General features: G+C 42.9%; 31 protein-coding genes. 5 read left to right on the top strand and 26 right to left on the bottom strand.

Annotated features, from left to right (window positions below):
- Window positions 1-324: 324 nt before the first annotated feature.
- On the top strand, window positions 325-747 hold the full coding sequence (locus OW495_RS20480; protein ID WP_017107010.1) for a phage protein: 423 nt from the start codon (window positions 325-327) through the stop codon (window positions 745-747).
- A gap of 235 nt (window positions 748-982) precedes the next feature.
- On the opposite strand, the gene OW495_RS20475 is transcribed toward OW495_RS20480, so the two are convergent.
- From OW495_RS20475 to OW495_RS20370, 22 genes are all read right to left on the bottom strand, one after another.
- On the bottom strand, window positions 983-1,729 hold the full coding sequence (locus tag OW495_RS20475) for an HNH endonuclease (RefSeq protein WP_289888037.1): 747 nt from the start codon (window positions 1,727-1,729) through the stop codon (window positions 983-985).
- On the bottom strand, window positions 1,722-2,897 hold the full coding sequence (locus tag OW495_RS20470) for an AAA family ATPase (protein ID WP_289888036.1): 1,176 nt from the start codon (window positions 2,895-2,897) through the stop codon (window positions 1,722-1,724). Before OW495_RS20470 ends, OW495_RS20475 begins: the two co-directional genes overlap by 8 nt.
- A 96-nt stretch (window positions 2,898-2,993) precedes the next feature.
- Window positions 2,994-4,064: a hypothetical protein gene (locus OW495_RS20465; RefSeq protein WP_289888035.1), complete on the bottom strand. Its 1,071-nt coding sequence runs from the start codon at window positions 4,062-4,064 to the stop codon at window positions 2,994-2,996.
- A gap of 80 nt (window positions 4,065-4,144) precedes the next feature.
- Window positions 4,145-4,423, bottom strand: coding sequence for a hypothetical protein (locus tag OW495_RS20460; protein WP_017069894.1), 279 nt, complete (start codon window positions 4,421-4,423; stop codon window positions 4,145-4,147).
- 20 nt (window positions 4,424-4,443) lie between these two features.
- Window positions 4,444-4,989, bottom strand: a complete 546-nt coding sequence (locus tag OW495_RS20455; protein WP_289888030.1) for a hypothetical protein — start codon at window positions 4,987-4,989, stop codon at window positions 4,444-4,446.
- A 336-nt stretch (window positions 4,990-5,325) separates the two neighbouring features.
- Complete coding sequence (locus tag OW495_RS20450; protein ID WP_155413483.1) at window positions 5,326-5,496, bottom strand: hypothetical protein; 171 nt, start codon at window positions 5,494-5,496, stop codon at window positions 5,326-5,328.
- Window positions 5,481-5,891, bottom strand: a complete 411-nt coding sequence (locus tag OW495_RS20445) for a hypothetical protein (protein ID WP_289888024.1) — start codon at window positions 5,889-5,891, stop codon at window positions 5,481-5,483. Before OW495_RS20445 ends, OW495_RS20450 begins: the two co-directional genes overlap by 16 nt.
- The gene (locus OW495_RS20440) at window positions 5,888-6,367 is read right to left on the bottom strand and encodes a M15 family metallopeptidase (RefSeq protein ID WP_289888021.1); all 480 of its coding nucleotides are present in this window, start codon (window positions 6,365-6,367) and stop codon (window positions 5,888-5,890) included. Before OW495_RS20440 ends, OW495_RS20445 begins: the two co-directional genes overlap by 4 nt.
- On the bottom strand, window positions 6,364-6,804 hold the full coding sequence (locus OW495_RS20435; protein WP_289888019.1) for a hypothetical protein: 441 nt from the start codon (window positions 6,802-6,804) through the stop codon (window positions 6,364-6,366). The genes OW495_RS20440 and OW495_RS20435 overlap by 4 nt, the downstream gene beginning before the upstream one ends.
- The gene (locus tag OW495_RS20430; protein WP_289888018.1) at window positions 6,801-7,619 is read right to left on the bottom strand and encodes a hypothetical protein; all 819 of its coding nucleotides are present in this window, start codon (window positions 7,617-7,619) and stop codon (window positions 6,801-6,803) included. The genes OW495_RS20435 and OW495_RS20430 overlap by 4 nt, the downstream gene beginning before the upstream one ends.
- Complete coding sequence (locus OW495_RS20425) at window positions 7,616-8,560, bottom strand: hypothetical protein (protein ID WP_289888017.1); 945 nt, start codon at window positions 8,558-8,560, stop codon at window positions 7,616-7,618. Before OW495_RS20425 ends, OW495_RS20430 begins: the two co-directional genes overlap by 4 nt.
- Window positions 8,541-8,747: a hypothetical protein gene (locus OW495_RS20420; protein ID WP_248339104.1), complete on the bottom strand. Its 207-nt coding sequence runs from the start codon at window positions 8,745-8,747 to the stop codon at window positions 8,541-8,543. The genes OW495_RS20425 and OW495_RS20420 overlap by 20 nt, the downstream gene beginning before the upstream one ends.
- Window positions 8,747-8,884, bottom strand: coding sequence for a hypothetical protein (locus tag OW495_RS20415; RefSeq protein WP_202910160.1), 138 nt, complete (start codon window positions 8,882-8,884; stop codon window positions 8,747-8,749). The genes OW495_RS20420 and OW495_RS20415 overlap by 1 nt, the downstream gene beginning before the upstream one ends.
- A gap of 10 nt (window positions 8,885-8,894) precedes the next feature.
- Complete coding sequence (locus OW495_RS20410) at window positions 8,895-9,164, bottom strand: hypothetical protein (RefSeq protein WP_048613585.1); 270 nt, start codon at window positions 9,162-9,164, stop codon at window positions 8,895-8,897.
- A gap of 9 nt (window positions 9,165-9,173) precedes the next feature.
- Complete coding sequence (locus OW495_RS20405; protein WP_048613583.1) at window positions 9,174-9,995, bottom strand: major capsid protein P2; 822 nt, start codon at window positions 9,993-9,995, stop codon at window positions 9,174-9,176.
- Window positions 9,996-10,006: 11 nt separating this feature from the next.
- Window positions 10,007-10,138, bottom strand: a complete 132-nt coding sequence (locus tag OW495_RS20400; protein ID WP_016787086.1) for a hypothetical protein — start codon at window positions 10,136-10,138, stop codon at window positions 10,007-10,009.
- A gap of 105 nt (window positions 10,139-10,243) precedes the next feature.
- Window positions 10,244-10,828 carry a hypothetical protein gene (locus OW495_RS20395; protein ID WP_289888004.1) on the bottom strand — a complete coding sequence of 195 codons (585 nt, stop codon included), beginning with the start codon at window positions 10,826-10,828 and terminating at the stop codon, window positions 10,244-10,246.
- 103 nt (window positions 10,829-10,931) lie between these two features.
- On the bottom strand, window positions 10,932-11,426 hold the full coding sequence (locus OW495_RS20390; RefSeq protein ID WP_289888002.1) for a hypothetical protein: 495 nt from the start codon (window positions 11,424-11,426) through the stop codon (window positions 10,932-10,934).
- Window positions 11,416-11,889, bottom strand: a complete 474-nt coding sequence (locus OW495_RS20385; RefSeq protein ID WP_289888000.1) for a hypothetical protein — start codon at window positions 11,887-11,889, stop codon at window positions 11,416-11,418. The genes OW495_RS20390 and OW495_RS20385 overlap by 11 nt, the downstream gene beginning before the upstream one ends.
- Window positions 11,879-12,118, bottom strand: coding sequence for a hypothetical protein (locus tag OW495_RS20380; protein ID WP_048612119.1), 240 nt, complete (start codon window positions 12,116-12,118; stop codon window positions 11,879-11,881). The genes OW495_RS20385 and OW495_RS20380 overlap by 11 nt, the downstream gene beginning before the upstream one ends.
- Window positions 12,119-12,647: 529 nt before the next feature.
- Window positions 12,648-13,244, bottom strand: a complete 597-nt coding sequence (locus tag OW495_RS20375) for a hypothetical protein (RefSeq protein WP_289887997.1) — start codon at window positions 13,242-13,244, stop codon at window positions 12,648-12,650.
- A gap of 16 nt (window positions 13,245-13,260) precedes the next feature.
- Window positions 13,261-13,422: a hypothetical protein gene (locus tag OW495_RS20370; RefSeq protein ID WP_193840767.1), complete on the bottom strand. Its 162-nt coding sequence runs from the start codon at window positions 13,420-13,422 to the stop codon at window positions 13,261-13,263.
- 130 nt (window positions 13,423-13,552) lie between these two features.
- Between OW495_RS20370 and OW495_RS20365 the strand changes: the two genes are divergently transcribed.
- Window positions 13,553-13,825: a hypothetical protein gene (locus OW495_RS20365; protein ID WP_048613574.1), complete on the top strand. Its 273-nt coding sequence runs from the start codon at window positions 13,553-13,555 to the stop codon at window positions 13,823-13,825.
- A gap of 632 nt (window positions 13,826-14,457) precedes the next feature.
- On the opposite strand, the gene OW495_RS20360 is transcribed toward OW495_RS20365, so the two are convergent.
- Window positions 14,458-14,757: a hypothetical protein gene (locus tag OW495_RS20360; protein WP_289887996.1), complete on the bottom strand. Its 300-nt coding sequence runs from the start codon at window positions 14,755-14,757 to the stop codon at window positions 14,458-14,460.
- Window positions 14,758-15,163: 406 nt separating this feature from the next.
- On the opposite strand from OW495_RS20360, the gene OW495_RS20355 reads away from it, so the two are divergent.
- Window positions 15,164-15,454 (top strand): hypothetical protein, encoded by a 291-nt coding sequence (locus OW495_RS20355; protein ID WP_289887995.1) that lies wholly within the window; start codon window positions 15,164-15,166, stop codon window positions 15,452-15,454.
- Window positions 15,455-15,464: 10 nt separating this feature from the next.
- Entirely contained in the window at window positions 15,465-15,659 is a 195-nt protein-coding gene (locus tag OW495_RS23895) for a superinfection immunity protein (RefSeq protein ID WP_102513914.1), read from the top strand.
- Window positions 15,660-16,290: 631 nt separating this feature from the next.
- Here the strand turns inward: OW495_RS23895 and OW495_RS20350 are convergent.
- Window positions 16,291-17,184: a hypothetical protein gene (locus OW495_RS20350; RefSeq protein ID WP_289887993.1), complete on the bottom strand. Its 894-nt coding sequence runs from the start codon at window positions 17,182-17,184 to the stop codon at window positions 16,291-16,293.
- Window positions 17,185-17,697: 513 nt separating this feature from the next.
- Between OW495_RS20350 and OW495_RS20345 the strand changes: the two genes are divergently transcribed.
- Window positions 17,698-19,005: a GGDEF domain-containing protein gene (locus OW495_RS20345; RefSeq protein ID WP_289887991.1), complete on the top strand. Its 1,308-nt coding sequence runs from the start codon at window positions 17,698-17,700 to the stop codon at window positions 19,003-19,005.
- A gap of 797 nt (window positions 19,006-19,802) precedes the next feature.
- Here OW495_RS20345 and OW495_RS20340 read toward each other — a convergent pair.
- Together OW495_RS20340 and OW495_RS20335 are read right to left on the bottom strand one after the other, a co-directional pair.
- On the bottom strand, window positions 19,803-19,955 hold the full coding sequence (locus OW495_RS20340; RefSeq protein WP_004731009.1) for a YoaH family protein: 153 nt from the start codon (window positions 19,953-19,955) through the stop codon (window positions 19,803-19,805).
- 41 nt (window positions 19,956-19,996) lie between these two features.
- Entirely contained in the window at window positions 19,997-21,139 is a 1,143-nt protein-coding gene (locus OW495_RS20335; RefSeq protein WP_102513910.1) for a conjugal transfer protein TraF, read from the bottom strand.
- Window positions 21,140-21,185 lie beyond the last annotated feature (46 nt).

Here is a 21,185-nt window from a genome sequence, read left to right as displayed (position 1 = left end):
TGCACTGATTCAAGGAGATATGCACGATTGAACATAAGCAGACATAATACGCAGTGGTGTACATTGAAATCTGAGACTATTCAGTACCTTAGTCCTTGAAGATTTTGCACACAACGCTGAATTAAGTCCTTAATGTCGTTGGTTTTATGGATTTTGTCTGCACATTTATGCGCGTTGAGTTTGATATTGTTGGCTATACTTTGTTTTCGTGTCTCTGATTTTTACGCTGACGTGTCGACGTTTCCAGAGACTTTCTACTACAAACACACTTTATGAGGAGGAAAAAAACTTTGCACGCTTGTCTTAATTTTTGAAGGAGATCACATGCTCACGCCACACTTTGCGGATCTCGTGCATCATCACTTTGATGATATCCACGACGCCGCGGCCTTTTTTCACGTTCAACCGATCACGGTCCAACGTTGGCTCTCAGGTGAAGTCCCTGTGAACCCGATGGCCGAAAAATTGATGAACATCCACGCTCGCGGTTATTTGCCTTTAGACCATCGTTGGAATGGATTTAGGGTTCACTTTGACCGTGCCACCTTGATCACGCCTGAACGACGCGAGTTTAATCCGAAAGAATTGCTCAGTTTTGCGTATTGGCGCGACGAGCATCGTCAGCTCGTTGAACGCCACGGCCGAATTGATTCCCCAAAGTTTTACCCACCTAAAGAGCATCCTTTGCCATTTCGTGGCGGTCGCCGTATGCCAGCGAAACCTTGGGTGCCGACCAAATTCAAGTAATACTTCACGCAGACCTTAGGGAATTATCATCAGCATAATAAGACCAAAAATTCCAAGTCATGCTGCTAATGAATCCCTATTATAAGATGCCGAGAAAAAGGTATGTCTCTCCTATTCCATTCCATTTTTAGGCTCCAGGTTTGCGCAAGTCTATCTGTTAACTATTCTGAACTACTTTTTTGATTTTTTAAGCTCGAGGTCCAGAGTATTTACCTCTCGAGTCGTCAGTGCTCGATTAAGAGCATTCCAACACTAGACCTAATGAAACATGATGTAGTTCATTAAGAACGTCGTTCCAAAGTCCTTCAATTTTAAGCAGTTCGACCAATTGAACATAACGTAACTCATTGTGTAAAACAGTTGCAGTAGTGGCGGAATATGAGGAGCATGGTTGACACTCTAGAAGTAAGCCTTCAACGCCACCAACAAGTATGTTTTTTGAACGTGTTGTTTGTCCACCGACTGACCAAGCATGGTACCTATCATGAGCGTCGTTTATAGATGATAAAACTTGCTCGCCGATTTCGAAGCGTTTAATCACAGCTCGCTCAGAATGATTTAGGTTTAGTGCGTCAATTGTATTTTTACCAACATTAGTCTTATTAGTTAATCTATACAATTTAAACCCCAAGTGAGATTTGGGCTCGTTTACAAAAGGGTTGACTATAGGCTCAAGCGATACATTGTGAGTCCCTTTTGCTCCATTACACCTTTTACATGAAGGTAACAGATTATCCCAAAGAACAACTTTGTCTGGATTTGAGCTTTTGTCTTCAAAGTGCTCTACCTCCATATAATTACTCTCTGCATTTAGCTTGCATTCACAATATGCGCATTTACTAGAGCTACTTAGAAGCAATGCACTTTTAATATCATCATGATTCCATACATTTTTTCCGGTAACTTTGAATGACTCCGTAAGACGAACCACAGTCTCATCATCAAGATAATCAGGAGCCACTGGCTTATTCAGCTTAATCAATTGCAGCCCCTTGAATAGAAGCAAGCTGGAATTTCAGCATCTTTTTCATATGATTATTTGGGTGAAGCATCGAATCTAGAGCATTGTATGCAGATAAAGCAGCATGATAGTTTTCCTCTTCTATCGCAGATTCAAACCTATTGATGGATTCAGTAAAGGCATCAGTTCTCAAATCATACATTCCCATGACATCCATTAGCACTTCTTCTATAGTCCAACCTTTGAATCCATGCTCTGAACTTGGTAAAGAACGCTGTGTCGCTTTACCATCAAGGCTTTCAATTGCAATTATTTGATTTGGCTGTGCCGATTGAATTATATGCGGACTATGAGTCGTACAGATAAACTGAGTGTTTGGGAATATCTCAGTAAGGACTGACGTGATTATCGTCTGCCACTCAGGGTGTAAATGAAGTTCAACTTCATCAATCAAGACAATTCCATCGAAATCTCTTGCCTTAACTTGAGGGTCAACAAATCTGAACTCAATTTCCTTTATTATCCCAAATATAATCGAAATGCATGATTTGAAACCTGAAGACAGATACTCATAGTAGATCTCTCCAGTCGGAGTATTTACCAAAATCTCATTTGATGAAGCGTCAACTCGACTAAATGTGAATTTTTCATTTAATGCAGAAAAGCTGTCCCTCGCCAATTCATAGTTAGCGATTTGAGTTTCAGTCAATGTGTTATGTGGAGAATAGAGATAGCGATTAACAAACCAGTTTTTTACGTCATTCAAATCAATGCCCGCTCTAGCTTCATTCCATGCGCTACCATTTGGCTTTGCAGTATCCTTTCCAACAGCCGGAAGAGCTCGATGCTCGAAAGTTCTGTTAATTTTTAGTGAGAGCAGCTTTGTCGAAAGATCATTAAGTCCATTTATTTGGGCCTGCTGACTCGGAACAAACTCTGAAAATTCGATGTTGGATATTCTTGTCATGCCATTTATGTCAACTTTTGCTCGAATATGGCTTTTCCCAGATTTTGCATTTCGTTTCAGTACATTTGTTCTCCCACTTGAAAAAGTATGAGCAACCGATTCAAGGATCGTAGTCTTTCCGATCCCATTTGGTCCACATATCAAGTTCATCTTAGGATCTAGAGCCAACTGAAGCTCTTGTATTCCACCGACACCTATTATGTCTATTTCTTTAATCCACATATATATTCCTAAAGCTTCATCCTCAAAGCACTGAAAATAGCATAGAGTCAAGTAACTAAACTGACCCCGTAAACCGCTAATTGCTTTACTATATCTTTATTGTTTGACGGACTTTATTAGCTTACTCAGTTGCTCAACACCATCAAAAGTAGATGGTATGTTTTCAGCATTAGAAGCAATACCTGAAAAAATTATACTTTCAAATTTATCTAAAGACCCTTGATCCTGCTTCTTCATATCGCCGGCATACTCAGCATAGTTATGTATAAAGCGGCAGAGAGTCATCCTAAGATCTATTTGAAGTAGCTGAGATTGTAAGGATTTGTAATTACTCAAAAGAACTCGGAAATAATATACCAAAATAACAATCAGGGAGGCGGTAGGTAAAGCTACCAACATCATCCCCCTTGTTAGCTCAGCACCTTTATCAATGTTCAAGAGCACGTATGACACTTCTAATACAAGAGGCAATAAGATTAAGATAGACACTATTCTGAGCCATTGCAGAACGCTTTTAATTTCCTTTTGCTTTTGTTCCGCTAGTTTACTAAACCCATCACTCAACCCAACAAAATTAAAAGCATCTTTATACGTATCGAGAGACTGCTTTAAGTTTAATGCCCGTTCTTCCCTTTCAGTTAATTCTTTGTCCCATGAATTTTTGGTCTCTTCGAAACTTGATTTGGCCTGGTGTAATTTTCGCACACTTTCGACGGCTGGACTGTTGGCGATTTCCTTCAAGATAGCAATCGGCATTTCACTAACTGCAAAATGAATGTCTGATTGCCCCTCTTCGGTAAAGCTTGCTGAATTTTCAGTGCAGAAACGCCTAGCCTTCTCCAAATCCCTATGAATGTCATTTGGTGTGGATAAATGAAATTCTAGAAGAAACCTGAATAGTAAGCCCATTGCGCTATCTAAATCGTCTTTATCCAAGTTAGTAGTTCTATCTTCGAAAAAATGAATTAAATGCTCACTAATCCAACCAATATTTATTTGGCAACGCTGATCCCATGACTCTGGGTTATTTTTTATAGACTTACAGACAACAAGTAAGTGTTTGCTACGAGTACTTTCGAAATCTGACTCATAAGTTAATCCATCAATTCTATTAATGAACTTCGCAATTACTCGCTGAGTCGTTTCACTTTCAAAAAACTGGTTCATAAAACTCCATTAGACAACACCTCATCCCTCTTACACAAAAAAACAACGCCGACCAAAAGTGGTAAGCGTTGGTGCTGATCTTAAGAACCTTGTTGGCGGCTTTTCTTACTTGGACGTGATGGCGGTACTGGACGTAAATCCTGAATCCCTTCGACACTACTCTTAACTGTACCACCAGTACCTTTAAGTATTTGTTCTAATTGATTTTCTTTCTCCGATTGAAATACAGATGTTTGTGGTTTATTAGTTGGTTTGGTCACGCTTTTTACTCTCATTTTTTTGTTGAGGATTGATTGGGGTGTGTTGGGGTTTAGATCAGTTGCACCAGAAAAACTCTTCTTTAAGTTCACAACAACCATTTTTGTTACTCATGCATCATCTAAATATTCGAAGCTATGTAGCCCATAATAATCGTGCTTACTAGGCCTAGAATGAATGACCAAAAGACGATTCTATCTGCGCACTTGAGACGTCGACCAAGATACTTAGCCTTTTGTTGAACTTGAGGATTTTGACCCAATATCGCTGTAATGTAATCAGCATTGATTTTAAATATATGTATTACAACAACAATGGAAGTGAGAAATGAAAGGCTCGCAATACAAAAAAGGAAAAATTCAAGTCCAATCAGTTTATCGTCACCTAACTTGGCAAATGTCGCAAGGTAACCGATACCAACAACAGATAACGTCAATATACTTTTGTCCTTTTCCATTCTTGTATTGAAGAAGGCTGCATACCCTTGACTATGATATTCAACATCACGCGCCTCATATTTGGCATACTCATCGATGCTTTCTTCTCTTTCTTCTAAGTCATCGCGCAACTTCTCTAATCTGTGTTGCTCTTTTAGCAATTCACTTTTAATCAGGGTTAGCTCAGTCTTTTCACGAGCATCACGCAATTTATTGACTATATCCCTCACATTTTCTCCACATAGTGCATCATTCAATATCGTTATGATTATTATGATGAAAGCTTGATATTAGCTATAGCAGTTATGAAACAGATAAAATTCAGGATTTTCTAATTTATCTGATTTAAACGAAAGCATTATAGCAAATAACCCTAACAATAACAGTGATTTAAATCATTAATGGTAAAGCTAGATTATAGAATTACAGGCAATTATAAATTGTTAACCAAAAGCGCCACTTTTATAGTGGTGAGAGGTTTTTAGTGTTTCCGCAAGATGTTCGCTTTGACCACTCACCTGTTCTGGTTGTGTAGCTCTCCATAATCTCGTTACTTAGTCTATTTCTTAGCCATTGGGATCCTCCAATTTTCGTATCCGTTGCTCTTGGTCTTGCTGCACTCGTTTTATCCAGTTGATATCCGTTTTCAAAGCCGCAATCGTGCCAAGGCTTGAGACTCCACCTGTAATCAGTGCAATGATTAACGCATCAAGAAACGCCATCACTTCGTTTTCCATCGAGATACGTAGTATTCCAATAGGTATCGCACCATGGCGCGCATGCCTAGCGTATCAATTACAACGGCACCGACAACAAACCAATAAGGGTTAGGGATGTTCTGCAGTGCATCGAATCCTTGCTCGACATATGGCGCGTAATTGGGAATGAAGGACAAGATGAGTGGCACGAAGACGACTAACAGGATAAATTCATCCTTAAATCCCCTATCTCGAATGCTGATTTCATCAAGGTTACTGGCCTGCTCTTCGCCATTTTGTAATCGCCGCACCCTCGCCTGATGCTTCTCATTTTCGAGTTCGTCTTTACGCTTTAACGCCTCAGCTTTGTTTTGATTAAGCTGCTTATACGCGGCTACACCACCAGTCACCAGATTCAATAACGCGCCAATCATGGGTACACCAAACGATTCAATTCAACGTGTGGACCATCTCTAAGACTTTTCCAGTCTCCACCCCAAATGATTGAGACTTCGAGCTCCCTAGCCGCTTGTTTAAAGGCTTTGCTGATCGCTTCGTAATACTTAAAGTCCCATGTCACCTTGTTGTTTTCATCGTAAGCCACGAAATCAATCGCATGGCCGGATTGATGACGACTTGGACGTTTGTGGCCGTCTAGTTGGCTCAAGCCTTGTTGATAGAGCTTGTATTGCCGCTTGGCGGTGCGAAGTCCTTCGGTGATACCGAAATCGTATGGTGAGATCTGCAAGGCTCTACGGACAACTTTCTTCAAATCACCATGAACACCAAGCATTCGAGCTTCACTGCGAGCAGACAACACAAAGTTGTTAACCGACTCATCGATGGTTTTCTTATTCATAAGGTACACTCCAGCCAGTAAGCCACTGGCGAGTAACAGTATCCATCTCATTCGTCCTCCGATTTCACTAGGAGTCTCGAATGCAGCGTAACGCTGGCGTCAACGTTGGAGACGGTAATTTCAAGTTTGGCCGCGGCTTTCGGTTTTATAAGAAACAATGGATAGCCATAAAGGGAATTCGAGGCAAAATACAGATACAGGAGACGGGAAGACACTTGCGTTTTGTTGGCCCTGAGAAATCTGATATAGACAATGCCAGGTTTCGCCAAAATCCGAGAGGAACTACTGCTCTGGCTATGCGGCGTTGCTTGCGATTGCTTAAAGCGCCTAAGGGTCAAATCGAGCAATTCAACATGGTTAGAAAGTGGGAACGACGCCTTTCGATTTGAGCCGAAAATGAATTTCATCTGATTGTCGTGCTCTGCTTCCACGTTCAACAAACTATCATTAGCGCTCGTAAGCTCAGGATTGGTTAATGACAACATCATAGCGCTTCTCCTACTTTAAGGCGGTCGCTCGCAGTGCCTTTCAAGCTCACGGCTTGGTTAGTGTTGAGCATCAAATGCCCGCCCGGGCGTAACTCCAAAAACTCTTGAACCATGACCGACGCTTTGTTGGTCGAAGCCGCTTGTAAAATGAGGATCTGTCTTGTGGTTTTTCCTCGGATGGTCTGAGTTCGCCCCGTTAATTGCAGGGTTCCATTGCCGATTTTCGCAAACGTCACCCGCTCAGGATCCGACGTGACCTTCAGTTCACTATTGGTGATGGTCGCTTGCACGTTTAGCGACGCATTCCCGACCTCAACATTCACCGGTTGTTGAATACGTTCAACGGTCAACGGCTGTGTGATTTGGTCGACGGTAACCGGCTCGGTCACTCGATTGACATTGATCGGCGTTTGAACCTGACTAATCGTAGTAGGTGTTTGTATTTCAGATACTTTTAGTGGGGTTACAATGTCACTAACCTTAACCGGATCGAGCAGTTTTCTAACGTTTATTGGCTTTTCAATTTCACTGACTAACAGCGCATTGTTAACGCTGATTTTCTGAGCCTTGGTCATGATCAGTAAATCCGACACTTGGTATTCAAAGGTCACATCTACGGGCTGATGATTGTGTAATTCGAGTTCATCTAGCGCTGACACATCAACGGTGTCACCACCAAAGATCTCAACTGGACGCATGGTATCGCCCTGCAGCAGTAACGAGTGCGTAGTGTCGCGTAATATAAGGTACTTACCGGACTGACCCGTGTTAAACGTCAACGTTTGATTAGGCCTTAGTGTGTGAGTCTGTTTCATGATGAACGCCCTGCCATCAAAACACCGATCGTGATAATGGTGCCGATGATCCCCATTGTGAGAGACAGTTTCTTCAACATTGAATTGTCCGATTCAGAGGTGCCGGTTTGCTCTCGAGATTTAGCACCATCGGCCAAAGCAATCGCCGCTTTGGTCGTTTCCGTTTGTTGGCCTGCCATCGACTTGATTGAATCAATCGCGTATTGGCTCACTTCGGATTGTTCTTCAAGCGCGGAAGTCCCAAACCCAAACGCTTCGTCAACGGTGTTGTCGACCACGCGCAGCGAGTTATCGACCATGTTCAGTGAATCTCCAACAACCGATTCATTGACTCTCAAGGCTTGGGTACCAAAATCAAACGCTTCTTCTGCGGTCCGTCCAGCAATGGCCATTGCGCCATGATCGGTCATGGTCAAATTGATGTCCGAGTCACTGACGCCCGACAGCATCACGCCGGTATTATCGCGACCCACCGCTGCACTGCTGCTGGTATTCGTGGTCGTTGTGGTGTTGCTTTGACGACTTTTTGAAGAACTTCTTCCACCCATATCCGCTAACCTTATTTGTAAAACCCGTTCATCACCGCGACGTTCAATTTCGTGAACCGGTAATTTCAAACGTCTTGCAATGAATCGCTCGGCACCATCACGATAAAAATGCGCTCGTACCGAATCAAAGCCATGCTTTTTAGCATGCTCAACGGCGGCCAACGTGCCGGTGGCCATTTCTCCCGCCAATCCCACAACAACCAACTCTTTGGTGTTGTTTTTTAGCTGCTCACCACGCAACAACATGACAGTGTCACTTATTTGATACGTTGCCTCTAAGCCTTGTGCTACCTCAGTTTGTGCTTGTTCGTAGTAGTCTCTAAGTACCGGTTTTAACCGTTGCTGAACGGACGACCATGACGTGGGTTGTAGGCTAGCGTTTCGACAGCGCATACAACGCAAATAGCGCCATCAACACAATGAACCACCACGGCATTCCTTTGGATTCACCTATGCTGATGTGCCCGCCTTCGAATCCACTGTTGTTCGTGGTGTTACCTGCCGTTCCAGAAGTCGCAGGCCCTGCCATACCACCTTGCAAGCCGCCACCACCCGTTAGTGATGTTAATGATCCGAGCATCATTGCCCTCCTTTAAACCAAATCCATGAGGCAATGATGAGCACCACAAACAACACTTTGGTTATTCCTTTGCTCGCGCTGATCCCGATAAGACTGCCCGCGCCTACGCCGCCTAATACCCAAAACACTAATGGCATGACCTTCTCCCTATTTTCGAAACGCGAGTACGCCCAATAACAGCACCACCACCAAACCAATTCCGCCACCGACATACAGCAAGGTTTGATCAGCCTGACGTTGCCCCAGAGGTGTGGTCACGGCATTGCCTCTGTCATCGACGACAGGATGATTCGGTTGTTGAGTCTTATCTGGGTTAGTTGATTGGTCATTACTCGGAAAAAGCCACGATGCGTTTTCCCCCACGGAATCCAAAGCACCCGACCCAAACTCTAAGAGATCATCAAAGAAGCTTTTCATCGCCGTTCCTTATCCCGTACCACTTTGCAGCACTTCAGGACGTGTGACTTTTACCGATTCCACTAAGATAGGTATCGACCCAGGGACATCCGTTGTCGTGACAGAAAACTTGAGGTTTGAGCTGTGCTGCGTTGGAAACAACTCATCAATAGAGAACCCGCGAACAATTGGGTCAAAATGGAAATAACCATCTTGTGGCGTACGCTGATTCCGCTTGGCATTAGCCTCTGAAATAAAGGTGTTGGCTTCGTACTCTTTGACAAAATCACGCTCTATTTCAAGCTTGCTGATGTTGTCGTGCATAAAGTGCATGCGCCTAATACTGATAAGTGGACTCGTTACCAAGTTGGTGAACTCGTTCTCACCTTGAGCATTGGCTGGCATGGTTTCGCGTTTGATCATGGGCACCAACACTCGCATGGCTTGAGAATTACTCACCCATGCATGAACTTGAATGGACAACGGCGTCGCGTTGGCCGCTTTGCTCTTGAACTGAATATCGAGGTGAATGTTATCGCCAAGTTCCGTCACTAAACCGGTGTAACGCACTCCGTTTTTAGTACGCGCCACAATGTCACTGAACGGGATAACAAAATGCCCCGCAATGGCATCACGTCGCTTATAACGCTCTAGCATCAACAGCTCTTCGCCACTCAGGACATAGATCTCTTCAGCATTAAGCGTGATCGCGATGCGTAACATATCCGCCGCGCTCGCGTTGGTTTCGAGGATAAGTTCGTGGTATGTCGGGCCATTAGGGATAGGCAATGTGCCTTTTTGTCCCCACGACGCGCCAACCATCGAATTGAGTTTGATTGGTTTGACTGACATCGTGATCCCCTTTAGAACCAGCCAGAACGGCCGAGCAACTTATCTAGGCCACCGACTTTATTATTCACGGCAAAGACGATTGCACCCGTCGTTACCGCCGCAATTCCGGCGACAATCGCCACGTTTTTCACATTCAATCTCATGGGAGTTCCTTTGGAATGATTGATGCTGTTAACGTGGCTCTTTCATATCAGAATCGCCAGTCCCTAAAGCCTGTTAGGTAAAGGGTTTAACCTATTAGGTTACCTTTATCGGTTTGGGTAGATTTTACCTTGCTGCCATTTCCCTAAACCCGGGGATTTGAGGATGTAATCGGCGAACTTTTTACGCCCTAAATGCTCACGGTCAACGCAACTCTGCAGCGCAAGAATGGCGTCGATTGGTATGTCGAAATACTCGGAGATGTACTTAGCGTTGCGCCTTGAACTGACCGCACCCACATACACATACTTGGATTCATCAAGCACGGTCTTTGGCACTTCTTGGCCACGTTGAAACGTCGCATGCATAACCAAACCAAACCCGCGTCCACCGGTCCATAACTCGCCAGCAATGCCATCGAGTTTGGACGGTGAATGCGTGAACTTGGCTAACTCTTCAATCACGCAATGCAGCTTTTTAGGATGGTGGCCATTACCCAATGACCACACCATATTAGCGAACTGCTCAAGGTTCTCTCGCGTCCGATCTTGTTCAACCAACGCCAAACGAAACGCGGCCTTTTTTTTACGAGCAAACCACGCTTTATGATAGAACTCGTCAAAGCTGTAACACGCTTGCACGCGACCACCTTTAAGTGGTGCCTCAAGATGCTCACTGTAGGGATCAAACATTACCACTTGAGACTGGCGCTCAATGAAGTTAAGCCGGCGAATGGCCGTGGTTTTACAACTGCCCGTCGTCCCCATATAACAAACATGCTCGGCATTGTGGGCGTTATTCTTGTTCACTGGATTGGGCAGCTTCACCATCAGCCTCCTGTGGCGTTTCGGGCTCGGTTGCCTCCATTTGCGCTTGCTTCAATTGACGCACTTGTTTGGCACATCCGCCGATCAAGGTCATTGAAGCCATGGCAAAGATGAATTCACCTTGATATTGCCCGAACCATTTCAATCCTACGGGGCCGTATTTTTGGAGCATTGGCGAAGCGGCGTCTAACCACTGATTACCGGCTTGGGTTTCAATTTCAAATGGCACATCGAACACACTGGCGACGGTCATTTCCACCATGCCCAAGCCGTACGACAACATCATGCGCGCGTCTTCTTCACCGAAGCTGATCCCTTCAGATATTGATTCTGGCTCTTGAGGATCTTCTGATTGTTCCGTTTGCTCTCGTTCTTGTCTCAACGCATTCACCGCCTCTAAGGCTTGTTGATCACGTTCATCCAAGACGTTGTCATCATGGGTGGTTGTCGTTTCAATGTTCATGGCTGATTCCTGACTTTTTGCTGGTCGATAACGCGATCCACAACAGGCAGCACGTTCCAATTAATGCCAATAACGACCAACCTAACCGAAGGTTTGTGGTTTCGGTGGCTACGATTTCTGACGGTTCAATCTCGCAAGAAGCCTTATCCGACTTGGTTTCGTTGGTTTTCGATGATGGCGTTGGGTTATACTTATCACCACCACTGGATGCATAACCAGTGATGGCTTTTTCTGGACTGGAAACCATGTGGTTTGTTAACCAGTCTTGAAACGGTTTACCTGCACTTTGATTGGTTTTGCAACGTGGGCATATCGTATAAAGCTGGCCGAGCCGGCGCTTGTTTTTAGGCGGGTCGCCTCCTTCGAGGATTTTGTGCTCGCCAACGGCATGTATCGTGCACACTTCACCGCACCCGTGTGTTGGGCACGCAATGTAGCCTTTGATTGGATTCTTACTGGCCATGGTTCGCCTCCAACTCACACAATCTAAGGTGGAAGTTCTCCATGAGTGCTTTGAGTAATTGGGTCGACGTAGCGATATGATGACTGGCTTCTTGCGCCGCTTGGATAGCGGCTATGGGCTTTTTCAAAGCTGGGATACTGTCCCAGTCCGGTACCGACTGAGTGAGCGTCTGTTGCACGCTCTCCAGTTCCCTAACCAATTGATGGTAAGTCTGTTGGTGGTGATTCATTGTTTTTTCCTCTGTCTCACGACGTTGGTTGTCCCTGTCTCTCGACGTTAACTAATAGATTATAGCAATCAAATTATAAAATCTAATAGGTTTTGGTTATCAAAATCCAAATTCAATCCCGCCTTCTTTTCCTGCTAAGCCGTCGCGCAGCGACTCAAAGCTGGTGACTGTTCAACGTTTACCGTGTTTATCGCCTTGCTGCCCAAGGTCTAGCACCTATTAAGCTCCAGCTCGCTTGCGAGCACGTAGAGCGCCATCATTATCGAAGTTATCCCCGTGTTTCACGGGGTAACAGTAACTCTCCCTTATATCTATCTTTAGATAGATCACTAGTCTTTAGACTATGCGTTGGGATCTTGTGGGATAACGTCATGGAGTAGTTATGACGGCCATACATGTGTTACTGACGTGCTTATCCACAACTCGAGATCCACTGGCTCAAACTCGGTCATTCTGAGGACTATATTGGCGAAAACAGGTCAAATACGAGGGTTTAGACGGATCGAGGCGCAGTTTGGCCTATGTACTTTTAAGGGAAAGTAACGGTATTAGTTTGAGTCGCTCGACGGGCAAACTTGCGTAGTAACGTGATGGGCGTAAGTAAGTAACGAAGGTGAACGCCAGTTGAAACCGAGAGTTTCTTAAGGTTTTTGGTCGCGGCTTGCTTCGCATTCAAATACGCTAAGTTCAAACCGATATCGCGGAAATATTTGTCTGTTATACGCTTTATCGACGCCAGTCCATACCAATCCCCATTAATGTTTTCGCGAGGCTGTTTCGACGTGATCCACCCTCGATCTTTTGCATACTTCGCGCATTGTTTAACGCGCCATTCAGGTAATCCGGTTCCCCTCGCGACATTCGCCCATGTACGCAATAAGAAACCATTCGCGGTCACCACACCGACTTTACTGGTTCGAAACTCCAGTTCGCTGACAAGGTAATCCATGACGCGCGCGACATCAGTTAGATATTGGCGTTGTGTGGACTTGCCGGATGGAGACAACAAATAATCGTATTGAGATGGGTTATCGAGCAGTTTAATCCAACGGCCACGATTCAGCGCCGCTAGAGGACGGGCATTTCGTTTACGTTGAGAGGTTTTCTTTGGGGAAAGTTGGTTCATAACAAATCAAAGCCTATTAAGCTCCCTTGCTACGATTTTTGACCGCCAATTTTTGGCGTTCTAAGATCTGTCTCAGTGAGACAATCAACAATCTGACACTCGATCTCAGCTTGCCATTTTTGACGGCTTGCTCTGCAGCATTTAGTGTTTCATCCACGTCTGGTTCATGATTTTTCATACGTCCTTCTAGCGTATATCTACCCCGATCAAGTTCACCCTATCCGAATTTTTACCTACTGGAAATGCCTGTCAGGGATGGTAATTCGGAGGATTCTATCTTTTAATCGCTTCAAAGGACGGGAAATCATATGCACGCTATTAACTATACAAATGCACTTTTAGATAGAGTAAAAGCCAAGTATCACCTACCTTCAGAGTATCAATTAGCAAGAAAACTCAAAGTAAGTGACAAACGGCTCTACAACTGGCGAAGAGGCATCTCTGGCATGGATTGGGACGTCGCGTTCGAGATCGGTGATATGTTAGGCGAAACGGATCAGAATGTGGTGTTTGGCCTTCTGCCTAACAAACAGAAAAATGAGAGAGTTATTAGAGTGTTAGAGGAAAACGGGCCCGACTAAATTGGGGCTCGTTCCTTTACCCCCACGTACATAATACGCAGTGGTGCATGGTTAATTCCAAAGATAGCAATCTCATTATTTCCCCTTAAACCCTTATTAAATCTGGCATCTTAAGCTATGTGAGCCCACCAGTATTCTATTAAAACTCTTTTAACCTTATATGTGTGGCCATTAACTACATCATTCATGGTTCAATCGTCGTGCTACAAACTTTGTCGACTAGAAAACTTTGTTTCGCTTCGTCCAACTTGCAACTGTATGTTTATCTGTTTGTACTAACTCTTAGCAGCGCTGTGCGTAAATCTTGTTGGCATTGTTGCTGTTTGCTTTTCAGATTTCACACACGCGACCGCGTTTCTTATTAACTCCACACGTTGAATTCTGTTTTGGGCTATCCACTAAACCAGTTAATTTTTCTCACACGAACTCGTCTGTAAGTTTTTATGCTGAGTTTTTAAACCCAACTTACAGCTCGCTCTAAGTTTGTATTTGTTGGTTAGATTATTGGATTACTACGTGTGTTCCTCAGATCTACGTAATGTCACGAACAGCCATGTTCACATGGGTTAAGTCACTTTACCGAAACTCACAAATACCCACATTCCCACGGCATCCACTTCGAGCTGACGGCGTTATCGGTCGTCACATAGAGTAACGTCTTGGATTTGGTCATTCGTTGACGAAGTAACTCTGCAGTCTGTGTAAATTGTTAAATGGTAGGGTTTGAATCGGCTCGCACGCCCTACCTTAATCAACATGCCTTTACAGGTAAACGCTTTCATTTTGTTTGGTTTGTAGTACCAAACGCGGTCAGATAGATCTCTCATGCGTTTGGTGACTTCTTTGATAATGTGGCTCAACCAAGTGCTCACCGAACCATTCAAAGTCACCAGTATAAAGATGTAGCAACGTGACATTTCTATTTGGGACAAATGAGGACATTTTAAAACGGGATGGACAACTGACATACCAGTTAGCCACTGAATTTTTCCAAATTGGTTCAATATGCTAAGAAATAACCGAGGCTTATTGTCAGGTTTTCCTACTTGTTGTCACTTAAAAGAAAGCTTATCGTACGCGACCTTAATAAATGGTTTTGGTCAACAAATGCACAGATTACTTATATTACTATTAGCTTTTTCGTCGTGCTCACTAGCATCAGTAATTGAACGCCCTACACATGTTTTTGAGCAACTTGACGAAAGCCGTTATGGTTGGCTCCCACACTATGACGAACATTTGTTTAATACATACATAAATGATAACGCAGCAAGGTTCATTTCAGAAAACGAGCTACAAAGGTACGTTAAGCTAAGATTCAGAAATTTTGTGAAAGACTTGAAGCTCAAAGATAATATTGAACACCAAAACCATAACTATATGGATGTCAGCATAGACTTGTATAAGTACAACGACACATTGAAAATCCACTATGGCATGATGTCGATTAAGATAGCCCCCTCTATCAATTGGGACAGCAATAACACTGTTCCATATGTACTTGCAGTGGCAATAGCTGGTTCCGAAGAACAACTAAATCAAAGTATTAAGGAACACTTAGGTTCTCTAATTGAAGTGATCGCAGAAGACTACTATTACATTTCAGATCTAACGATGAATAACGACTGAGGTACACAGTATGGAAAGTATATTTTTCCTAGTATTTGCAGGTGTCGCTATATATTTGTTTCTTTTACCGACAATTATAGCCCGAGGAAAAGACCATCCACATAAGACGGCAATTACCGTTCTTAACATCGTTGGTAGTCTTTTCTTTGGTAATGGTTGGTTAATCGCGTTAATTTGGAGCTTGATGAATACTGAGCGACTATAGTGCCTGTTTTGTATACTTGTTTGCAACGTTGTGCGTAACTCTTGTTAGCATTATTGCGGTTTACTTTTCAGATTTCATACACGCTACCGAGTTTCTTGTTACTCCTACCGAAAAGCCATCAACATTTTTACTCATGGTGAATCGCCTTAAAGCAATCCGCTAAAGATTGCTTATACGATTTCGTAGTCTGCTGCTCATACTACGCTTGCACTAGGTATTATTTATTACGAACTGAATTTTTTGAAGATTCAGGCTATCAATGAAATAGCGATAGCTTGAGTAACAAAATACAAAAGCTTGTAACCCGTATATCCAAATTGATGGGTCGTTGTTCGTATTAATTTCCCATATACACATTGTTGAGGGAATAATTCCGAAAACGATGTATTTGATAAACACGCTAGCCAAATAGTGAGGATCTTTTGCTTGAAACTTTGATTCACCTGAAATTGTTAGATATGCACTCAATGATTGAGATAGGATTACAAAACTAATCAATGACCAGTCAGCTATAAGCCACATATCAAATAAAGCTTGTGGTACACCCACATCTTTGAGCTTTACAAACAACAATATGATAAATGGTATTAGCATAAATACATACGAATTGATTATAGGCCGATACCTAGGCTCAAAGCAGGCTTTGTTGCTCTGTTGGTTCGTCATAATTAACTTTGGCCCTTGATACGTCTTTGATTGTCGGTTTTCCCTTAGATGGGTAATATTTGTTGTAACTTACGTATACAATAAATATGTCTCTACATGTAATCCCACGGTGAACCCCTCTCATGTATTCGTCCTTCCAAATAGCCGCCTCTCCTTCAAATGAACTAATAGAGTATTCGTCGTGAGTGATCGTACTTTTCACTACCCACTTTCTATCGCCTTCGTTTATAGGAGCAACAACTCTTAGAGTATCCTGACCTTTAAATTGCTTAATTATCGTTTTCTTAATATCTTTCTTCTTAAGTGAGCATTCAAACTTAGAATTAATCGATACAACATTGTCACTACCATTTATCACTTCTGCAGACTCTTTTTCGAGAAGATTTTTATTTGCAGTGGTCAAATCGTGTAACACTTCAAGCAAAGCTAAAGGTTCAATAAATGGAGGCTCATCAAGGTCAAACTTTTCCTGCAGTACTTCGCCTAAAGATACACACATATCAAAGAGCTTATCCTTCTTACTCATCTGTTCTTCAGAGACCGTATGTAAAAGTTGAAGAGCTTCGTTTTCTACCGAAATTAACTTATCACATTCTTTACTCGAAGCATCTGCTAAGTGCCCTTTTATCATGCGCTTGATGCGCTTTGCTATCCCAAGAGACGCATTTTCGGCTTTATCGTAACAGAACTTAATTTCAGCTTCTGGATAAACAGACTTAACCAACATTTTCTGAAACCCTTCTACAGCTTTATTGTAATAAGCTGCAGCTAAGAGAATTTCATGTACATTCTCCCGTTCATTTAGATGCTTAACCCTGATTCTTGAAAGACCATCATCGTAATTAATAGCTTCTTTCACTTAACAATACTCGTAGAACTAGTGGACACTGAAGAATACATTAAAATGCATAGCGTTTAGAGTCATATTTATTAGTAATATGATTTAATCATGAAAAAAGACGAGTTCAATCAATGAGTTCGCCTTTAGATTCACAGTGCAGTAAGCTAGGTGTTAACTCATATAAAGTGACACTGCAACAAAAGTGAATTCCAAAATCTAACGGTGATGGAGTCGAATGCCATGCAACGCATTAGAGCCAGACAAAAAAACACGTACACTTTGCACTTTTTTTGCCAACATCCAGCCATAGCAACATAACTGTATAAATATACAGTTAAATTATTAACCCCGTAAAAACCGCACTTGTTGAGTAAATAACATTCAGAATCAAGGGGCTGCGTTCAATTTTTAAACTTGAATTTGGTCTAATGGTGCGCTTTCCTGTATAACCGTCAATTCTGGGTCAGTTTTAGGTATAGCTATTTTATCAATGCTAATACTCTAATCTTCGATTGCGCCAACTCTAAGGCATTGCGCATTACATTCGAATCACGTGTACGGGTTAGTATCATGAGCGACAAAGCATTCCGAAAACTCAACATATTCCTTTCGATTTTTTGCCTAGCAATCACACTAGTGTCGTTGATCTCATTTAATACGCTCATGAATAAGAGCTACGTTATTACACCAGACAAATACCCTACACGCGTTAACACAGACAGAGACCACGACGGTGGCACCGTAGGCTTATTACATAAGACAGAAGATGGAATTGAGTTACAGTGTGACTTTGAGCGAACCTATAGCTTGCCCTTCTGTGAAATTGAATTCGTTATATCGACACAAGGTAAAGGGCTCGATCTCTCTACGTTCGATTCGGTCACCATTAATATGGATTACCAAGGCCAAGAAGACCCAAGGTTTCGCTTCTACATTCGTAATTACGACAAAAATTACAGCGTGAAAGGCGATGCTATGTCGAACAAGTTCAATCGCTTAGACTTCTCGTTACCAGATGCAAGCCACATTGATTTGGGCTACTTCAATGTCCCTTTCTGGTGGATTGATCATTATAACCGCCCTGTTTCTGATAGCGCGGTAGACATTACAAACGCGGTGTCAGTTGAACTTGGGCTTGGTGCCAGCACGCTTGATGGGCATCACTCACTTAAGATCTCGAGCATTGTTTTCCACGGTAAAATCATCAGTAAAGCTTTGTTAGGTGAGCTTTTGGTTGGATTATGGGTGACGTATGCCATCTATTATATAGGTTGCGCATTACATATCGCACAGCGAAGCAAGACGCTCGCAGCAGAGCAACAACGCTATTTAACCCAAGAAATTGAAGAGCTAAAGGTAAAGGCCACAACCGATCCGTTGACCGGATGTAGGAACCGAACCGAGGCTTTAGATACCTTCTATGATTTCGAATGGCTGGTGCAACAAGGAAAAACCATTCACATCGCGCTGTTTGATTTAGACCATTTTAAGCAGATCAATGATCAACATGGCCATGAAGTGGGTGACAAAGTACTTATTCAGTTTGTCGCAACGGCAAACGAGAGCCTTGGTGAGCAGTACTTGCTTTATCGCTGGGGTGGTGAGGAGTTTCTACTCGTTTGCCTAGAACAAACTGCGCTACAGTGTAACGGATCTATCGATGATTTTTACGTAGCAATGGACCAAAGCCCTTGGCCTAAAGCGCTTAAAGTAACGGTTTCGACCGGAGTAACGCAGCTTAAGGAGCATGAATCGATACGTGCTGCCATCAAACGGGCAGACAAAGCACTCTACCAAGCGAAAGACAACGGACGAAACCAAGTCGCTACATTTTATTAAGGCTCGCTAGACTGGATTGCAGTTACGCATTCAACTCTCTACCATATTCAATCAACAGGCAATCAATACCCTGTCGATATCAACTCTCCTATTAAGCAGCCGTTAGATTTTTAACCACTGACTAAATAAGCTCATAAGCTTTGTTGTCTCCTCAGAATTCTAATCGATTCGTATGCCTATAAGCGCGTTCTCATCACCTGTAACAACACCACCTGCAATAACGTCATCAATGGCATTCTCATGTTGATACGTATCGTACCTGAATCGCTCTATAAACAGCTCTTCCTTACGCCTCTAAGCTTCTCCTAAGCACTTGTTCTTAAGTTCACATAATATGGCGAGTAAAGCCTGCTCTAAGCGGTGGTAAGTCACTCGTGGTATCGGTTTTGAACATTACCGTCGTCACTTATCTCGCACTGTTTTTAGATGAAATCCTCATTTGTCTGCTTCTGAACACATTCATGCACTCGTATCCGTTAAAAACAGAAGTCACAACGTCACTAGCCTTAAAAAACGCCACATATTGAATCACTTAGGCATGGTGACATAAATACTGACACCCAAAATGGCAATTGTTTTACTTTCAAATCTTGCTGTAATTTAATTACAAATAGGAACCGAGAAAAATCCATAAAGTGGATTACTCCGCTGTAACTTACTGAATAAGCTCAAATTAAGGGTTTTGATGAGGTCGGAATTTAGGGTAACTAAGGAGTGGGTATGCACGAGATAATATACTAGAGGGCAATATATTTAGTTATAGTGCACTATGGTGTTAAAAAAGAAGGGCTGATGCCCTACTCTTCTTTATTACTCATTTCTTCACGAATTTGCTCAGCAACGATTTTGATAGCTTGTGCTGTGCTGATGCCCTGAGTCATCATTTCTTGAATTCGTTCAACAGCTTTCTGTTGTTCTTCGTGAGAAAGGGTTGGTAAGTCGTTTAGCATGCTCTGCTCCTTTATTTAGGAGCAGAACTATATAAGGACTGTTAGTAACTAGCAAGGAAATTGATTGAAGCACCCATTGCATTTTCGTTCGTGTAGTTAGCACTTAGATCTAACTGGAACAAGTTGAGTGGCGAAATACCAATACCAGCTGTGACTGTTCCTTCCGAATCAGAGTAAGCCAGGTTCTTGTAGTACCCTCCCCTTAACTTAAGCTGACGTAGAAGATCGACTTCGGTACCAACACGAATCATCTGTTCGTTATCTTCGAATGAAGTAAACTTTTCAGTCTCATTCAAATCGTAATCGACACTCAACGTAAAATAGTCAGACACGATACCTGCACCAACGGTGTAAACCGGCTCAAGTTGGTAAGTGTATTTACCGCCAACAAGGTTACTTTGAGAGCCGCTTGTTAGTAACTTAGTAGTATCTTTAGTTTCAATATCTCGAGAGATCAAGTTGGTTGCAGCAACACCTACTCGAAATGGCCCGAAGAACCAAAGTGCGCCAGCATCTATATTAAAAGCTGTTTCGCCGTCACCATTTTCTCTTACATCAGACAAATCGTAATCATTAACAGAGGCAACGTAGTTGTATGTGTAAATGCGCTGGATCTTAGGTGTAACACCGAATGAGATATGTTGCCCCATAAAGGTTTGGTATTTAGCTAACGAAAGGCCAACTTCAGTAACACCGATCGATACGGCCTCTACTGTAGATAACTCCAACTGTTGTTGATCTGTTCCTTGAGTATGAACATCAGGAGTAGCAAATGACTCTGTGTAGGCTTTTGCGAAAAGGTTGGCCGCAATAAATTGATTAGGTAAGGCGAATGCGACAACACCACCAAGTTCAACGTTGGCTTGGTTGCCATCAAGTTTTTTTAAAGCAGCATCTATCTCGCCAGGAGTTGTCGCGTCAACGACACTATCGATGTTCGATTTCATGTCGTCTGGGTCGTTATAGCTACCACCAAAACTTGGCGTGATCATTCCCATATCATCGTTACGACGATAAATAGCAACCAATGCTGGGTTATAGAATGGAGCGGTTAAGAAGTTTGCAGAAACAACGCCAACACCACCCATCGCATCACCACGCGCTTCAATGGCGTAGTTTGCTGCTGAAAGAGGAAGACTGGCGAATGCAATTGACGTTGCGAGTAGTTTAGTAGTTTTTTTCATGCCGTTTATCTTTGTTAGATCCCTTACATAGTTAACGGCACAATTT

Origin of the sequence: Vibrio sp. 14N.309.X.WAT.E.F5, from assembly GCF_030397615.1 — a bacterium.
GTDB lineage: Bacteria > Pseudomonadota > Gammaproteobacteria > Enterobacterales > Vibrionaceae > Vibrio > Vibrio lentus.
The sequence above is the reverse complement of the archived record's forward strand: the minus strand, read 5'-3'. Positions and strand labels throughout refer to the sequence as shown.

Coding starts and splice junctions, on each gene's coding strand:
- OW495_RS20395 (WP_289888004.1), bottom strand. CDS start 10,828: ATGTTTGATCCCTACAGTGAGCATCTTGAGGCACCACTTAAAGGTGGT.
- OW495_RS20365 (WP_048613574.1), top strand. CDS start 13,553: ATGCACGCTATTAACTATACAAATGCACTTTTAGATAGAGTAAAAGCC.
- OW495_RS20335 (WP_102513910.1), bottom strand. CDS start 21,139: ATGAAAAAAACTACTAAACTACTCGCAACGTCAATTGCATTCGCCAGT.
- OW495_RS20385 (WP_289888000.1), bottom strand. CDS start 11,889: ATGGCCAGTAAGAATCCAATCAAAGGCTACATTGCGTGCCCAACACAC.
- OW495_RS20390 (WP_289888002.1), bottom strand. CDS start 11,426: ATGAACATTGAAACGACAACCACCCATGATGACAACGTCTTGGATGAA.
- OW495_RS20440 (WP_289888021.1), bottom strand. CDS start 6,367: ATGAGATGGATACTGTTACTCGCCAGTGGCTTACTGGCTGGAGTGTAC.
- OW495_RS20465 (WP_289888035.1), bottom strand. CDS start 4,064: ATGAACCAGTTTTTTGAAAGTGAAACGACTCAGCGAGTAATTGCGAAG.
- OW495_RS20435 (WP_289888019.1), bottom strand. CDS start 6,804: ATGATGTTGTCATTAACCAATCCTGAGCTTACGAGCGCTAATGATAGT.
- OW495_RS20340 (WP_004731009.1), bottom strand. CDS start 19,955: ATGCTAAACGACTTACCAACCCTTTCTCACGAAGAACAACAGAAAGCT.
- OW495_RS20430 (WP_289888018.1), bottom strand. CDS start 7,619: ATGAAACAGACTCACACACTAAGGCCTAATCAAACGTTGACGTTTAAC.
- OW495_RS23895 (WP_102513914.1), top strand. CDS start 15,465: ATGGAAAGTATATTTTTCCTAGTATTTGCAGGTGTCGCTATATATTTG.
- OW495_RS20460 (WP_017069894.1), bottom strand. CDS start 4,423: ATGGTTGTTGTGAACTTAAAGAAGAGTTTTTCTGGTGCAACTGATCTA.
- OW495_RS20375 (WP_289887997.1), bottom strand. CDS start 13,244: ATGAACCAACTTTCCCCAAAGAAAACCTCTCAACGTAAACGAAATGCC.
- OW495_RS20420 (WP_248339104.1), bottom strand. CDS start 8,747: ATGCTCGGATCATTAACATCACTAACGGGTGGTGGCGGCTTGCAAGGT.
- OW495_RS20415 (WP_202910160.1), bottom strand. CDS start 8,884: ATGCCATTAGTGTTTTGGGTATTAGGCGGCGTAGGCGCGGGCAGTCTT.
- OW495_RS20445 (WP_289888024.1), bottom strand. CDS start 5,891: ATGATTGGCGCGTTATTGAATCTGGTGACTGGTGGTGTAGCCGCGTAT.
- OW495_RS20410 (WP_048613585.1), bottom strand. CDS start 9,164: ATGAAAAGCTTCTTTGATGATCTCTTAGAGTTTGGGTCGGGTGCTTTG.
- OW495_RS20470 (WP_289888036.1), bottom strand. CDS start 2,897: ATGTGGATTAAAGAAATAGACATAATAGGTGTCGGTGGAATACAAGAG.
- OW495_RS20450 (WP_155413483.1), bottom strand. CDS start 5,496: ATGGAAAACGAAGTGATGGCGTTTCTTGATGCGTTAATCATTGCACTG.
- OW495_RS20400 (WP_016787086.1), bottom strand. CDS start 10,138: ATGAGATTGAATGTGAAAAACGTGGCGATTGTCGCCGGAATTGCGGCG.
- OW495_RS20425 (WP_289888017.1), bottom strand. CDS start 8,560: ATGCGCTGTCGAAACGCTAGCCTACAACCCACGTCATGGTCGTCCGTT.
- OW495_RS20480 (WP_017107010.1), top strand. CDS start 325: ATGCTCACGCCACACTTTGCGGATCTCGTGCATCATCACTTTGATGAT.
- OW495_RS20370 (WP_193840767.1), bottom strand. CDS start 13,422: ATGAAAAATCATGAACCAGACGTGGATGAAACACTAAATGCTGCAGAG.
- OW495_RS20380 (WP_048612119.1), bottom strand. CDS start 12,118: ATGAATCACCACCAACAGACTTACCATCAATTGGTTAGGGAACTGGAG.
- OW495_RS20405 (WP_048613583.1), bottom strand. CDS start 9,995: ATGTCAGTCAAACCAATCAAACTCAATTCGATGGTTGGCGCGTCGTGG.